General features: G+C 50.2%; 16 protein-coding genes and 2 pseudogenes. 7 read left to right on the top strand and 11 right to left on the bottom strand.

The annotated features are described in order from the left end of the window. Window positions 1-2: 2 nt before the first annotated feature. From cobO to Dvar_RS42635, 5 genes are all read right to left on the bottom strand, one after another. On the bottom strand, window positions 3-536 hold the full coding sequence (gene cobO, locus Dvar_RS42655) for a cob(I)yrinic acid a,c-diamide adenosyltransferase (protein WP_419659557.1): 534 nt from the start codon (window positions 534-536) through the stop codon (window positions 3-5). Window positions 537-742: 206 nt separating this feature from the next. Continuing rightward, window positions 743-1,312, bottom strand: a complete 570-nt coding sequence (locus Dvar_RS42650; RefSeq protein WP_419659556.1) for a NifB/NifX family molybdenum-iron cluster-binding protein — start codon at window positions 1,310-1,312, stop codon at window positions 743-745. Between the two features lie 277 nt (window positions 1,313-1,589). Further along, complete coding sequence (locus Dvar_RS42645; RefSeq protein WP_419659555.1) at window positions 1,590-2,054, bottom strand: cyclic nucleotide-binding domain-containing protein; 465 nt, start codon at window positions 2,052-2,054, stop codon at window positions 1,590-1,592. Between the two features lie 18 nt (window positions 2,055-2,072). Further along, window positions 2,073-2,582 (bottom strand): hypothetical protein, encoded by a 510-nt coding sequence (locus Dvar_RS42640; protein ID WP_419659554.1) that lies wholly within the window; start codon window positions 2,580-2,582, stop codon window positions 2,073-2,075. A 40-nt stretch (window positions 2,583-2,622) separates the two neighbouring features. Beyond that, the gene (locus tag Dvar_RS42635; RefSeq protein WP_419659553.1) at window positions 2,623-3,564 is read right to left on the bottom strand and encodes a GAF domain-containing protein; all 942 of its coding nucleotides are present in this window, start codon (window positions 3,562-3,564) and stop codon (window positions 2,623-2,625) included. Window positions 3,565-3,734: 170 nt separating this feature from the next. Here Dvar_RS42635 and Dvar_RS42630 point away from each other — a divergent pair. From Dvar_RS42630 to Dvar_RS42620, 3 genes and pseudogenes are all read left to right on the top strand, one after another. Continuing rightward, window positions 3,735-4,061: pseudogene (locus Dvar_RS42630) on the top strand (PAS domain-containing protein); the annotation flags it as partial. A gap of 122 nt (window positions 4,062-4,183) precedes the next feature. After that, complete coding sequence (locus Dvar_RS42625) at window positions 4,184-4,846, top strand: sigma 54-interacting transcriptional regulator (RefSeq protein ID WP_419659552.1); 663 nt, start codon at window positions 4,184-4,186, stop codon at window positions 4,844-4,846. A gap of 147 nt (window positions 4,847-4,993) precedes the next feature. Continuing rightward, window positions 4,994-6,133, top strand: coding sequence for an acetoin utilization protein AcuC (locus Dvar_RS42620; protein ID WP_419659551.1), 1,140 nt, complete (start codon window positions 4,994-4,996; stop codon window positions 6,131-6,133). Between the two features lie 114 nt (window positions 6,134-6,247). Here Dvar_RS42620 and Dvar_RS42615 read toward each other — a convergent pair whose 3' ends face one another. From Dvar_RS42615 to Dvar_RS42605, 3 genes are all read right to left on the bottom strand, one after another. Beyond that, the gene (locus Dvar_RS42615; RefSeq protein ID WP_419659550.1) at window positions 6,248-6,400 is read right to left on the bottom strand and encodes a hypothetical protein; all 153 of its coding nucleotides are present in this window, start codon (window positions 6,398-6,400) and stop codon (window positions 6,248-6,250) included. A 179-nt stretch (window positions 6,401-6,579) separates the two neighbouring features. Continuing rightward, complete coding sequence (locus tag Dvar_RS42610; RefSeq protein WP_419659549.1) at window positions 6,580-7,116, bottom strand: RES domain-containing protein; 537 nt, start codon at window positions 7,114-7,116, stop codon at window positions 6,580-6,582. After that, on the bottom strand, window positions 7,113-7,514 hold the full coding sequence (locus tag Dvar_RS42605; RefSeq protein WP_419659548.1) for an antitoxin Xre-like helix-turn-helix domain-containing protein: 402 nt from the start codon (window positions 7,512-7,514) through the stop codon (window positions 7,113-7,115). Before Dvar_RS42605 ends, Dvar_RS42610 begins: the two co-directional genes overlap by 4 nt. Window positions 7,515-7,944: 430 nt before the next feature. Between Dvar_RS42605 and Dvar_RS42600 the strand changes: the two genes are divergently transcribed. Continuing rightward, window positions 7,945-8,454, top strand: a complete 510-nt coding sequence (locus Dvar_RS42600) for a hypothetical protein (protein WP_419659547.1) — start codon at window positions 7,945-7,947, stop codon at window positions 8,452-8,454. Window positions 8,455-8,986: 532 nt separating this feature from the next. Here Dvar_RS42600 and Dvar_RS42595 read toward each other — a convergent pair. Together Dvar_RS42595 and Dvar_RS42590 are read right to left on the bottom strand one after the other, a co-directional pair. Further along, the gene (locus Dvar_RS42595) at window positions 8,987-9,238 is read right to left on the bottom strand and encodes a hypothetical protein (RefSeq protein WP_419664251.1); all 252 of its coding nucleotides are present in this window, start codon (window positions 9,236-9,238) and stop codon (window positions 8,987-8,989) included. Between the two features lie 94 nt (window positions 9,239-9,332). After that, a pseudogene (locus Dvar_RS42590) lies at window positions 9,333-9,506 on the bottom strand (LysR family transcriptional regulator); the annotation flags it as partial. 159 nt (window positions 9,507-9,665) lie between these two features. On the opposite strand from Dvar_RS42590, the gene Dvar_RS42585 reads away from it, so the two are divergent. Continuing rightward, entirely contained in the window at window positions 9,666-9,857 is a 192-nt protein-coding gene (locus Dvar_RS42585) for a hypothetical protein (RefSeq protein WP_419659546.1), read from the top strand. Window positions 9,858-9,903: 46 nt separating this feature from the next. Here Dvar_RS42585 and Dvar_RS42580 read toward each other — a convergent pair whose 3' ends face one another. Continuing rightward, window positions 9,904-10,038, bottom strand: a complete 135-nt coding sequence (locus tag Dvar_RS42580; protein WP_419659545.1) for a hypothetical protein — start codon at window positions 10,036-10,038, stop codon at window positions 9,904-9,906. A 515-nt stretch (window positions 10,039-10,553) separates the two neighbouring features. Here Dvar_RS42580 and hydF point away from each other — a divergent pair. Both hydF and hydG read left to right on the top strand, forming a co-directional pair. After that, window positions 10,554-11,849: a [FeFe] hydrogenase H-cluster maturation GTPase HydF gene (gene hydF, locus Dvar_RS42575; protein ID WP_419659544.1), complete on the top strand. Its 1,296-nt coding sequence runs from the start codon at window positions 10,554-10,556 to the stop codon at window positions 11,847-11,849. Beyond that, complete coding sequence (gene hydG / locus Dvar_RS42570; RefSeq protein WP_419659543.1) at window positions 11,806-13,305, top strand: [FeFe] hydrogenase H-cluster radical SAM maturase HydG; 1,500 nt, start codon at window positions 11,806-11,808, stop codon at window positions 13,303-13,305. The genes hydF and hydG overlap by 44 nt, the downstream gene beginning before the upstream one ends. Window positions 13,306-13,422 lie beyond the last annotated feature (117 nt).

Genomic DNA, 13,422 nt, shown 5'->3' with positions numbered 1-13,422 from the left:
CGCTATGACTCGATGCCCTTTCTGGCTTCTATGCCTTTCTGGTAATAATGCTTGATCTCTTGCATTTCGGTAACCAGGTCCGCCTTTTCTATCAGTTCCGATGGACAGTATCGCCCTGTCAAAATGATTTCCACAAAGGTCGGTTTTTTTTCTAACAATAAATGCACCGTTTCCGTATTTAATAAGCCAAAATGGATCGCGACACAGACTTCATCCATGATCAAAATATCGTATTTACCGCTTAACATGGCTTCTTGAGCTCGCTGCAGCCCCTGCTTTGCGGCTTCAAAATCACTTTGACATGGTAGCCGTTTATCAATGACAAAGGTGTCATTTCCATACTGTGCCAATTCGATCCATTCGTTCCATTGCTGTATACTTTTTACTTCGCCATACGGAAAATCTTTCATGAACTGAACTATGAACGTTTTCAGTCCACTGCCTGCTGCTCGCAGCGCCTGACCCAATGCTGCGGTTGTCTTCCCTTTGCCGTTGCCCGTATAAACATGAATGTATCCTTTAATTAGTCGACTCATCTGCTTTTTATAGTAGCCTTTTCATGAATTTTTGTTGGTGAAGCCACGACAAATTCTCCGCCTCCAGACCCCTCGCGGAAGGATTTCATTAGTACAATCTGGTTCAGAGGCGCTCCTGGGTTCAATACCCATTGCGTTGTGAATGTCACTGGACATCTGCAAGTCTGCCGCGGGGTTGTGTCGGTGAGGCTTACGTTGGAATGGCCTCAGAATCTTCTCATACCGCCTCCGCAGTGGGGACATTGATGCTCGAAACAAGGGACGCCCGCCTGATGAGGCACCCTGGCTCCACAGTTTATACATACGCACTCTCCAGCCGGACCGAGTCCCCTGCCGCCACCACGGCCCCATCCTCTGCCGGCCCCCATTCCGCCTCCCATCCCTCGGCCAACGCCCGGTGCGTAGCCCCCAGCAACACGACCGGCCCGCACATCCCCCGCGGACTTGGAAGCATCCTGCAACTGGCCTCTGTCGCTTTGCTTCAGGGCTTCCCGCACCGTCCCCGAAGCACCGAGGTAAACCTTCAGACCGGCGGCCTTCAGCGCATTTGTTGCGTTCGGCCCCAAACTTCCCGTAACCACCGCCTTAGCGCCTGCATTGATGACAGTCTGAGCGGCCTGGATCCCGGCACCGCCACTCAACGCAGCGGCTTTGTTGTCCACGACTTCAAATGCCTCAGTTGCGGAGTCAACGATGATAAAATATTGGCACCGCCCGAATTGTGGGTCAACCTGTGCGTCCAAGTCGGTTCCTTTGGACGAGATCGCGATTTTCATGATGCCTCCTCATAATAAGATTAGGGTGACTAAAATGAATAATGGGACTGGCAGGTTCCTCTGCTTCCCAGCCCCAGGGTGGTGCTGAATGCACCTGTTTTTCTACTTTTTATCGCTGTTGCCGAGGTTGATTCATTATTGAAGTTTCGCGTAACGGATGCACTATCGGTCGACCTCGCAACCGATTTAGGAATGTTGAGGACTACTATGCACACGGGCCTGCTTTTCAGGAACTGTTTACCAATTCCCATTCATGGATTTTTCATGCGCCAAATAGTCATAAAACCGACGGAACGGATAAAAGCAGGCCATAAATATTGGCAAGTCTTTTGTTGAAAACAGCTGAAAGCCGCCGGTAAATTTCAAGCCCAAACAACGGATTGGCGTTAAACACGCGATTCAATTTACGAGCATCGATTTTTATTGCTTGAATATCCGTATTAGCGATTGCGGTAGCGGTGTAGTTTGCATCTGCAACCAGACTTGACCAGCCGAAGATATCGCTTTTCTCTGTCAGGCTATAGACCGTTTTTTCCCCTCCAACCTTAAGATCTACAACGCCCTCATAAAGAAGAAAAAGGGCATTGGCGGAATCGCCTTCACTGAAAACCACAGTCCCTTTGTCATAGGTTACTTCTGTGCAAGCGGTGTCCGCTATTTCTTCCATGACTTTAAAATCTAGATCCTTAAAAAGATCTATCTCCTTAATACGGATTTCCCAGTCCTCTGTTTTTTCATTCATGGTTTAAGCCCTCCTTTTTTACTCATAGTCGTCCATAAGCTCGACTTCTTGATTTTCTTCGGCCGGTTTGAGGTTTGGGTTTTCGTTCAGAATGCGAGCGCAGGTGTTCCACCGCAAGGCCGCATCCTGGATTCCATCGGGATCGTTTTCCAGGGCACGTTCATATTCGGCCATGGCCTTGGTAAACCATTCGTGAGCGATATCGTCAGAGCTTGGCCCGCTCCGGTTCAGCTGCGCTTTTGCCCGCCGTTCGTAGATGACCCCACGATAGTAGGTTTTGCTATACTCGTCGCGAAGCTTCTCGAGCACATTTAAGGCGTTGTCGAATGCTGGATAGAGCTCCGTTTTGAACTTGTCCGTATATGCCAGGAGCAACATGATCAGGGCCTCCTGGTTGTCGGGTTCCGCCTGAAGAATATCCAGGCAGATGCTTTCCGCTTCTCTATGTTCGTTTAGTAGCCGATACCTCTCTGCTTTTTGAAGCGCCGAAGGGATCGATCCCATGTTTAGGGTTTTTAAGGTAAACATGATAGCCTCCTTATCGCTTTCTATCTAAAACTATTTCATGTCATAGGACAGTTAGCTGGGCAGCAGTCGAATCCTGCATCATTTCCAGGACATCGATACTTTCCCGCAACCCCTGGTTGACCCGGCACATCTCTATTCCCATGCCGACCAACTGGGCAACGGCCTGAACGAAATTCACATCGCTCAGCGTAAATTCCCACGGCTCGGCCGTGTATACGCGCAGGCAGCCCAAAAGTCGGTCTCCGATGATGATGGGAGAGGAAAGAATTGAAGCGATCCCCTCTCTGATAGCCGCCTCAGGGTACTGGATGCGCGGATCATCGCTGACATCAAAAATAGCCACCGGTTGTCTATCCTGAAGCGACGAGGCGATGGAGTGGATGGCACTCACCGGCCCCTTGTCGACATATTCATCGCTCAGCCCGTAATAACCGGCCAGCTTGAGTTCATCGCTTTTTTCACTGAACAGAAACAGGGCACACCCCTTGACGTTGAGCGCGTGGGTGACCCCTTCAACGGTGATCAGCACGATCTCCTCCGGATCTTGGATGGTAGAGATTGCCTTGGTGATGCGAACAAGAGTATCATAATTGATGTTGTGTTTATTCACGGAGCCCTCCTTTTTGGTTGTTAAGCGTTGTTGTCTGTCCAAACATCCGGGCATAATGAATGCCGGGTCGCCAAGTTTGTCATTCACATATGCCTTGATAACCTCATTTACCGGGCCGCAAATGCATGCGGCCACCTGCACGCCCATGGATGAGAGCGCATTTTCCAAAGGCCAGGAGATGGCACCGCAGATTAATAGCTCTACTCCGAATTGCGACACTTGCCTGGCCCGGGCCAGAGAATCCATTTGAACCAACGCTCTCTCATTCCGGCGCACGGTCCGGCCGTTGTGAATATCTACCAGTAAAATGCGCGCAGCCACATCGAACACCGGTGAAATGCGGCCCTGCTGATGGGAAATTGCGATTCTCATGATAAAATAACACAGCAATATTCCGGCCAATTCCAAGGCGCACAAGATACCCTTTAAAATCAGGTGATTTTACAAAAACAAATTATTTATTTGCATTTGAACCATGCAAATTGCATTATTAGAAGTAGTAAACCCTTGTAAAATGCAATTCTTTTCGTGAGGGTGCGGCTTTGGCTTCAAAGATTGTCAAAAGGCACCAGGATACCATCCTGAATTCAATCAATGAGGGCGTTTTTACCGTCGACTTGAACTGGCTAATTACTTCCTTCAATCGGGCGGCCGAAAAGATTACCCGGGTTCGAAGCATGGATGCGATCGGCCGGCCTTGTGGTGAGGTCTTTCGGACCAGCATCTGTGAAACGGCCTGCCCGATGAAACAGACCCTTGCCACCGGCAAGCCGATGGTAAACGTAATGACCCGCATTGTCACCCAATCCGGCAACCAGATTCCCATCCGCCTGTCCACGGCCCCCCTGAAAGAGAAAGATGGCACGGTGGTCGGTGGGGTAGAGACCGTTCAGGATCTGACCCAGGTCGAACAGCTTCGGAAAGCGTTGGAAGCGAACTATACATTAAAGACAAGCCAGGGCGGTTCGCCCTGGCCCAAGGTGGCACCATTTTGCTGGATGAAATCGGCGATATCTCGCCGGCAATGCAGGTTCGGCTGTTGCGGGTGCTGCAGGAAAAACGGATCGAACCCTTGGGCGCCGTTCACCCTGTCGAGGTGGATGTACGCGTGGTGGCCGCCGCCAATCAAGATTTAGAGACGCTTGTACGCGAAAAAAAATTCCGTAAGGATTTATTCTATCGCATTCGGGTGGTTGAATTAAAACTGCCCGACCTTCAGCAACGGCACATGGATATTCCATTGCTCGTCGATCACATGGTGGGCAAATTCAACCGGCTCAAGAACAAGGATATCGCCGGGGTATCGCAAGCGGTGATGCTGCGATTGATGGCGCATGATTACCCAGGCAACGTCAGAGAGTTGGAAAATATCATCGAGCATGGGTTTGCGCTTTGTCACAGCGGTCTGATTGAGATGCACCACCTGCCGCCAGATTTTTGCGCGGAAAGAACCCTAAGCAAGGTTGACTTCACGGAGACGAGAACACTCAAGGCCATGGAAAGGTTGATGATCGAGGAGGCGCTGGGCCGTCATAGCGACAACCGCAGACTCGCGGCAAAGGACCTGGGGATCGATGATAGTACGCTTTATCGAAAAATCAGGACGTTAAAGATCTCCCCCCCGCCCACCGATGGACGAAGCCGGAAAAAGTAACATTGCAGATTGCCTGAATAGCCCGTCCGATAACGAACCGACCGTCCCTTTAAGCCAAGGTCCATTTTTAATAACTGTTAGTATTTTTATTTCTAAGTTGGGCTAGCATGCCGCAATGATCTTGCCAGCGGATCCAAACGGAGGACTATGACAAATACTAAAAAATCCATATTTATTTACTCACCTGCATTTGAAAAATACAGTTACCCGGTGGATGCTTTGTTTGACACGACGAGAGTGGCAAAAACTCGTGAACTTCTGATTTCTTTGGGGCTACTGGGCAATGGCCATGCGGTAGAAGCGGTTCCTGCACCGGCTACCATCGTGGAGCTGCAAAGGTTTCATTCGGAAAGCTATTTGGGTGTTCTACAACAGGCCGCCAAAGGGAACTTGACCCAGGAAAGCCGTCGCATGGGCTTGGGTACATCCGATTGCCCTGTGTTCCCAGATATGTTTGATTACGCCCGCTGGGCTTGCGGGGCCACATTAAGCGGGGCTAAACTGATACTATCCGGTGAAGCAGACATCGCCTTCAATCCATCGGGAGGATTTCACCATGCGCGGGCCGAAAAGGCATCCGGATTCTGCTATCTCAATGACTTGGTGCTGGCGTGTATGCGTTTTTCAGATAGCGGCAAAAAAGTACTGTATTTGGATATTGATGCTCACCACGGTGACGGTGTTATAGAGGCATTTTACTCAACAAATCAGGTCATGACAGTTTCGCTGCACGAAAGTGGAAAAACCTTATGGCCCTGGACGGGAGTTGAAGATGAAATCGGGGAAGGATTAGGAAAAGGCTTCAATGTCAACATTCCCTTACCCCTTGGTATTGGTGATCGGGTTTATCTTGAAGCGTTTAATGAAATCGTTATTCCCTTGGCCAATGCCTATCGCCCTGATGTTTTCGTGCTCCAGCTGGGGATGGATGCCCTGGCCGGTGATGCGTTGGCGCACCTGGAGCTGACAAACAATGCCCACGCTGCAATTATCGAAAAACTCCTGGGCTTCAATAAACCCATCCTTGCGACGGGCGGCGGTGGATATCACGTTGAAAATACGATCAGAGGATGGGCGCTTGCCTGGAAAATCATGAGCGGTCAAGACAATGATAGCGGTCTGGCTTTAGGTTTGGGCGGGGTCATGCTTCAGAGTACGGAATGGTCGGATGGGCTTAGAGACCGTGTTTTAGGAAGAAACCTACAGCATTGTGAAGCGATTGAAGAGGCTGTCCATGCCACAATCAGAACCTTAGTTAGCAAGGTGTTTAAATATCATGGCTTATGAAAAAACAAATATGGCATAGGAAAAAGATGTCTTTAATTATTGCGAACTGACAGCTGAATAAGTTTAATGTTGATAGAAGGTAAGCAGTCACGGGGTTATTAGCTGAAGGAGGGATTAGAACCTGTCCACATCAACAGAGATACCTGCCTCGTCCTTGAGTGCACCGGCACGGTCGCGAATCGTATTGATCACGGACAGCGCGCGCACCGCCTGATCCCTCAATTCCTTGCCTTCCCGTGTGAGGCGCATGCCTTTAGGCGTGCGCACGAAGAGCATCCGATGGGCGCGGCCGTTTTTTGGAATCGCAATTCCGATCCTACCGCCAATCGTGGCAGGATACGGTAAAAACCCTTTTCTGGAGACTAAGTTCCATTTTGGCCGGGCTGGCCATTGGTCAACTGCATTGAAAGCATATAGGTATCAGGAAGGAATGGTTATGCCGGTAGCTATTGAATATCCAGAAAGCCGTCTTGATGCGCATTGGGAAAAAATGCTGTGGTCTCATTCGGCAAATTTTCTAAAAAAACTACCAGATTCCATTTTGACAAATCATCCATGAAGACCATTGACGGTACAAATAGGGCTTCTATTTTTAATGTGTTCCTTAGAAATGATGCAGTGGCCCTGGCAAATTGAATATCGTAAAAACAATGTGGTGGATCGGCTAAAGACAACGCTTCACAAGCTTTCAAATCACACAAGTCAATCGTTTTGTTCAACTCCACCGAAATTTTCCATATTTGTCGCCTGTGCACTTGAGCGGCAAGCTTTGAAGATCTGTCTTCCGAGAAATGTCGGGAGAATTCTCCTGCGGCAACGGATTTACTCTTTGCAAGGTAACGTGTCGGTTCGCCTTTTGAGTTCCATCGATTGGTTTTTGAAAGTGCACAATACCGAAAATCACGGACATCGGATGTCGCCATATCGGGAAGATGCCGAAAGGCATTGCCTTTCCATGGTTTGATATGCTCGGCAATATTCAACTGCCAAGTCCCTCGTAATCAGCGGCCAAGGCGCCAAGCACATCGTCGAATCTTCCGATCGTCAAAACATCGAACGCGGTCTGATGATCAAATTCCGGCAGGGGAGTTTTGAAAAAATCCCGCAAGCCTTCGGCCGTATAGACCTTGACGCCGAGTTCAAGAATCTCATGAAGTTTTGCTAAACGGGTAATGTGTTCCCGTTTTTCTGGACCTGCACCGGATTTAGCCCACCTGGCTAATGTCCGGGGGCTTACACCGATCAATTGAGCCAGTTTTTCACGAGACAATGGAAAGGCCTCAAAAACATGCTTCAGTTGTATAATTGGGCTAAGATCCTTTAAAGATGGTCTTGTCGGCTGATTTTCTTGCTTATCATGATGTAACGTTGCCAGGGACATGATTCACCTCATATTTTTTTGTTCACTGGCAAAATAATAATTGTCCGGACAAATGTCAAGACAAGCTTAACCGGTGCATTCTTTGATAGGTACTGATTGTATGTGGAAAGATCTGGATCAAGTCATCAAGGGACTAAATCAGTACCTGACAGGCTGGTGGAACTATCTGCCTGCTCAATAACCTTTTTAAGGCCGAGAACAAAAAGTAGGCGTTTGCAACAATGAAACATTGTCCCCTATTTTTCTTCGATAGACGCATGTTTGGAATTTAAGGACAATATCTTGATTAATTAGGAAAATTTGTTAAAACGTTAGCAGATTTCAACCGATTTCAACTTTTTGTCTATAAAGCCGTAAACTTTTTGGCTTTCGGTCTTCATCGTATTGCAGTGAGTAACAATGTTGAGTTTTGCTAAGGAGAGTTTGGTGAATGGGAAATAAAACGCGCAAGAAAAAATCAAATGTATCTAAATCTATTGTAAAAAATAAATTAACTTTATCAAAATACCATCATTTAAATATGAAGGTAAAGGATATGCTTAAAGTAAGAGGGATAAATTCGGAAAAAATTGGTTTTATCGATAATCCTAATGAAATAAAAATGTCGGCTGTGATTTTGAAGATCGCTGAACCTTATATTAAATTGTATTGGGGGAATGAAATTCGGGTTCGAGGAATAATATCTTTAGCAATTGCAGCATGGAATATGACATTTTTGCCTCAAGAAAAACAAAAAGAGTTTCAAGAGCAGTTAATAGAAGAAATTCTTCCCAATGATTGTGATCCCGAAGATGTAATGACAATGCTTCGCGTTTTTGAAAATTTGCAAAAAAGGCAAACAGATTTATTCCCAAAGATTAGAACGGTTATAATGGGACACGATTTAAGGATTGATAAAGAGAACATACATTTGGAGATATCGTCTGCTCCAGTACCTTAGAAAACTATATTGTCATGAACAAACGAAAATGCCCAACAGGGCTTTTGCAGCGAATCGCAAAAAGCAGCGCCTGCTGAAAAGTGTAGTGCTCGCAGATAGTTAACATTATGGAGAAATCTAACAATGGCGATAGAACTTTTCCCATCATCTTATCGGTGCGACTGTGGACATGAATCGGATTTTTTCGAGAATACTATTCGAGAGATGAAAAAGATGAGCAAGGAAAAACGAGTCCGCTTAGGAGACTCAGAAGATGACGAACATACCATTATTTTTTACAAGGGCGAGGCTGTTGAGATTCTATGTCCGAAGCTTGGAAAGTGTGCAATAAATGGCTCGGAATAATTGGTCGGATGTATATCTGAATTTTCAGTCAGATGAAATTACAGATATTCACAACGCGTTCGTCCAAAATTTCAATTATTACAGATAAAAACAAAGGCAACGAAGGCGCGATCCCTGCCGGGAGTGTGCAAACCGTCATGGCTGATTGTTGATTGCTTATCTAAAATAGGGGGCCTGCCTACAGCTTTCAGTCCGCCCAGACGGTCTTAACGGCATCGACGGCCGCACCAATGATCGCCTCTTTCGCCCGCCTGCGATCATAGATAAAATTCAGATCCACCGTACCGACGATCTCGTCCCACACGGCAACCTGACCGGCCTCGCGGTAGACCAGGGCCTCGTCCTCGATCATGACCGCCAGCCCAACGCCGGCGGTGACCAGCGTGGCCACTACCGGCTCGTGGTCGGCCATGGTCACCTTGACCGGTTTCAAAGCCATTCACCTCGTCCTTGAGCGCACCGGCACGGTCGCGAATCGTGTCGATCATGGACAGCGCTCGTACCGCCTGATCCCTCAATTCCTCGCCTTCCCGTGTGAGACGCATGCCCTTGGGCGTGCGGACGAAGAGCATCAGCCCCAACTCCGCCTCCAGGCCCTTGATGTGGGCACTGACCGCCGGCTGGCTCGTATTCAGCCGCTGGGCCGCCCGGGTGAGGTGTCCCTCCTCGGCCACCGTAATGAAGGTCTTCAGGTGATACAGTTCCATAATAAGTCGTCACGATTAGGGTTCGTGCGATACTAAATCGCTGCCCAGCGGCTGTCAATCCGCTTTTGTGATGGCCCCCATCCGATCTTACGATTGGATTGCATACGCTCACCGATTTAAATTCATCTCACTGGCAATCTTCAGTTTACGGAGGTGGTTATGAGAAACCAATGGAGATCCCTTATTTTTCTGATTTTCCGTCCCGAATCGGCTGAATCCATCGAGGGGCGCGGCCGTTTTTCGGAAATCCAACCCCGATCCTACCGCCAATTTTGGCAGGATACGGTAAAAACCCTTTTTTGGATACTGATCTCCATTTTAGCCGGGCTGGCTATCGGTCAACTGAATTGAAGATGCATATCGGTACCAAAAAAAATGAGTCAATCAGTTTTCCCATTTACCATTGAATGACCATCAACGCCTGGCGCTGGTCTATCTCAAACAGAACCATGATATCGATAACCAGGATTACCGACGTCTGCATCGTGTGGATATGATGACAGCCGGCCAGGATCTGCAGGGGCTGGTTCAAGCTGGTCTCTTGGAACAGGCCGGCTTCGGTCGATGGACCAAATATCGTTTGAAGGTATCAATAGCTGAAAACGGCGAATCAACGATAGGGGAAAACGAAGGAAAAATCATAAGCGACCGCCCAACAGCGCAACCAATTGGTTGCACAACTGGGCCGAAGCTTTTTCATTCCTCATGCCGGTGCTGGAAGCAAAACGGAACAATTGGGACGGGAGATCCTTAAGGCCGGCGCACCAATCTATACATCAACATAGCTTCATTGTAGCTGCTGACATCATTCTTTCCATCCCTCGCTTTACAGCATGAAAAAAAAAGTGACAGCGCCAAGTGCTGGTATACGAACACCGACCAGATTGTAGTCTTTTTTTAATGTATTGATTTTAAAACTAATTAGCGCTGCAATGCATCATCGATTCCGCCTGGCACTACCCTTGCTCTTGTCAAAAACAGGCAAGCGAACCGATTTTTTCCAAGCTAACGTCTCACTTTACAGTAGTACTGCCAACTCGGAGGCCAATGATGAATTCCACGCCCAAGTCCATGCGTCTGCAGATCGGTCTGTTCGGCCGCACCAATGTGGGTAAATCCAGTTTTCTTAATATGATCGCCGGCCAGGATGTGGCCGTGACGTCCCCAATGCCCGGCACCACCACCGATGTGGTGGAAAAAGCCATGGAGCTTCTGCCCATCGGGCCGGTGATGTTTCTGGACACCGGTGGTATGGACGATGACACCGCGCTGGGTGCCTCGCGCCTCAAGCGTACGCGGAAGATTTTCGACCGCGCCGAGGTGTTTGTTCTGCTCGTGGAAGCCGGATGCTGGACCGAATATGAAACCACCATCCTCGATGCTACCCGAGCGTCAAAATGCCCCTGCCTGATAGTGGTCAACAAGATTGACGTTAATCCACCGGACAACGGGTTTATGCAGATGGTAGAGAAAGCCTCTCCCTTTGTGTGCAGCGTTTCAAGCTTAGCCCTATGGGAGCGCGATCGCTACGTGAGCGCATTCAAGGCGCTTCTGCTCCAGGCCTTGCCCGAGAGTGCCATGCCCAAGCCGGCCATTATCGGCGATCTTTTACCTGTCGGCGGCCTGGCGGTGTTGATCGTTCCCATCGACCTGGAAGCGCCCAAGGGACGGCTGATTCTTCCCCAGGTGCAGACCATCCGCGATGCCCTGGATCACGAGGCCGCCACCCTGGTGGTCAACGAGCGCCAGTACCGGTCGATGTTGAACCGCCTGAGCCGGCCGCCGGACCTGGTGGTCTGTGACAGCCAGGTGGTGATGCGCATGGTCAACGATACGCCGCCCTGGGTACCCTGCACGACGTTTTCCATTCTTTTTGCCCGCTTGAAAGGGGATCTGCCGCAATTGGCAGCGGCCGTGGCCGCTATCGATGAACTGAAAGATGGCGACCGCATACTGGTGGCCGAAGCCTGCAGCCACCATCCGTTGGAGGATGACATCGGTCGCATCAAAATTCCCCGCTGGCTGAAAGCCACCACCGGCCGACAGCTTCAGATCGATACCTACAGTGGGCGCGATTATCCGGATCATTTGGCCGACTACCGGCTGATCATTCACTGCGGGGCCTGCATGCTCACCCGCCGGGAAATGCTGGCCCGGATGCAGCGGGCCGCGGCGGCCGGTGTGCCCATCACCAATTACGGCGTATGTATTTCCGCCCTGCACGGGGTGCTCAATCGAGTCCTCGAACCCTTCCCCGATGCCTGGCAAACTGTTCACCCAATCTGTGGAGAAGATGCCCATGCTCAGTCAACCTGTGAGAACCGAATCGTGGCAACAGCGTAAAATTAGGTCAGACGAGATCCAGCGCTTCATGCAAGGTGACCGGGACTTTATCGATGAGGGCGCCATTACCAAGGCCCTTGCCGCCAATTACCATCCGGATCCGGTATACATTCGTGAGATCATCGCCAAATCCCTGTCCATTGAAACCCTGACCCTGGACGAGGCTGCGGCCCTGATCCATGTGGACGACCCGGATCTGGTGGCCGAAATGGAGGCGGCGGCCGGTGAGATCAAGCGCCGGGTATACGACAACCGTATTGTGACCTTTGCCCCGCTTTACTTAAGCAACTACTGCGTCAACAACTGCCGCTATTGCGGTTTTCGCCGGGAGAACAAGGCCATCCGGCGTCTGACCCTTTCCATGGACGAGATCCGCCGGGAAGTGGCGGTGCTGTGCGGCCAAATCGGTCACAAACGGCTGATCGTGGTCTACGGCGAGCATCCGGTGTCGGACATCGACTACATGGTGGAATCCATCCGCACCATCTATGATGTTCAGGTGCCCACTAAAAAAGGAGTGGGCTGCATCCGGCGGGTCAACGTCAATGCCGCGCCGCTATGTATCGAGGACCTCAAGCGCCTGCATGAGGTAGGTATCGGCACGTTTCAGGTCTTTCAGGAAACCTATCACCACGCCACTTATGCCCGCCTGCATCCGGCCGACACGATCAAGGGCCATTACCCGTGGAGGCTTTACTGCATGCACCGGGCCTTTGAAGCCGGTGTTGACGATTTCGGCATCGGGGCACTTTTCGGCCTGGCCGACTGGCGTTTCGAGACCCTGGGGCTGCTGTCCCACGCCCATGAACTGGAACGAGCGGTGGGCATCGGTCCGCATACGATTTCCTTCCCGCGACTGGAGCCGGCGGAAAATACGCCGTTTATCCAGGATACCCGTTTGCGTGTGGCTGACGCGGATTTCCGGCGGGCGGTCACCGTTCTGCGCCTGGCCGTGCCTTACACGGGCATGATTCTCACCGCCCGTGAATCGGCAGATACCCGGCGAGCCCTGATGCCCCTGGGCATCACCCAGATCGATGCCTCCAGTCGCATCGGGGTGGGTGCCTATGCCGATGGCAGCGCCCTGGACGATCAGGACAACCGCCAGCAGTTCGTGCTGGGTGATACACGCAGCCTGGACACGGTGATTCGCGAACTGGCCGAGGCCGGCACCATCACCTCTTTTTGCACGGCCGGCTATCGCTGTGGTCGCACCGGCAAACGCATCATGGATCTTTTGCGCAGCGGCAAGGAAGGGCGCTTTTGCAAGCTCAATGCAGTGCTGACCTTCAGAGAGTGGCTGGATGATTTTGCCACCGAGGAAACCGCCGCCGCCGGTGAACCGGTGATCCAACGTGAAATCGAGGCCATCGGCCGGCAACAACCCCAATCCATGGATCTTTTTATGGATTATTACCGGCGTATTGCTGCCGGCGAACGGGATCTTTACCTATAGCATTCAAGATAATGTTTTTGAGCTGCGTTATCGGTCGTCGCGGTATTGTTTATACAGCTTCTCTCCCTCTAGCCTTGCCAAAAACATTATCCTAAACACTATAAAATCGTATTCATC

Origin of the sequence: Desulfosarcina variabilis str. Montpellier, from assembly GCF_048565275.1 — a bacterium.
Classification (GTDB): Bacteria; Desulfobacterota; Desulfobacteria; order Desulfobacterales; family Desulfosarcinaceae; genus Desulfosarcina; species Desulfosarcina variabilis.
The sequence above is the reverse complement of the archived record's forward strand: the minus strand, read 5'-3'. Positions and strand labels throughout refer to the sequence as shown.

Excerpts from the sequence above, each read along its gene's own strand:
- cobO (WP_419659557.1), bottom strand. The coding sequence starts at position 536 with ATGAGTCGACTAATTAAAGGATACATTCATGTTTATACGGGCAACGGC.
- Dvar_RS42650 (WP_419659556.1), bottom strand. The coding sequence starts at position 1,312 with ATGAAAATCGCGATCTCGTCCAAAGGAACCGACTTGGACGCACAGGTT.
- Dvar_RS42645 (WP_419659555.1), bottom strand. The coding sequence starts at position 2,054 with ATGAATGAAAAAACAGAGGACTGGGAAATCCGTATTAAGGAGATAGAT.
- Dvar_RS42640 (WP_419659554.1), bottom strand. The coding sequence starts at position 2,582 with ATGTTTACCTTAAAAACCCTAAACATGGGATCGATCCCTTCGGCGCTT.
- Dvar_RS42635 (WP_419659553.1), bottom strand. The coding sequence starts at position 3,564 with ATGAGAATCGCAATTTCCCATCAGCAGGGCCGCATTTCACCGGTGTTC.
- Dvar_RS42620 (WP_419659551.1), top strand. The coding sequence starts at position 4,994 with ATGACAAATACTAAAAAATCCATATTTATTTACTCACCTGCATTTGAA.
- Dvar_RS42605 (WP_419659548.1), bottom strand. The coding sequence starts at position 7,514 with ATGTCCCTGGCAACGTTACATCATGATAAGCAAGAAAATCAGCCGACA.
- Dvar_RS42600 (WP_419659547.1), top strand. The coding sequence starts at position 7,945 with ATGGGAAATAAAACGCGCAAGAAAAAATCAAATGTATCTAAATCTATT.
- Dvar_RS42595 (WP_419664251.1), bottom strand. The coding sequence starts at position 9,238 with ATGGCTTTGAAACCGGTCAAGGTGACCATGGCCGACCACGAGCCGGTA.
- Dvar_RS42585 (WP_419659546.1), top strand. The coding sequence starts at position 9,666 with ATGAGAAACCAATGGAGATCCCTTATTTTTCTGATTTTCCGTCCCGAA.
- hydF (WP_419659544.1), top strand. The coding sequence starts at position 10,554 with ATGATGAATTCCACGCCCAAGTCCATGCGTCTGCAGATCGGTCTGTTC.
- hydG (WP_419659543.1), top strand. The coding sequence starts at position 11,806 with ATGCTCAGTCAACCTGTGAGAACCGAATCGTGGCAACAGCGTAAAATT.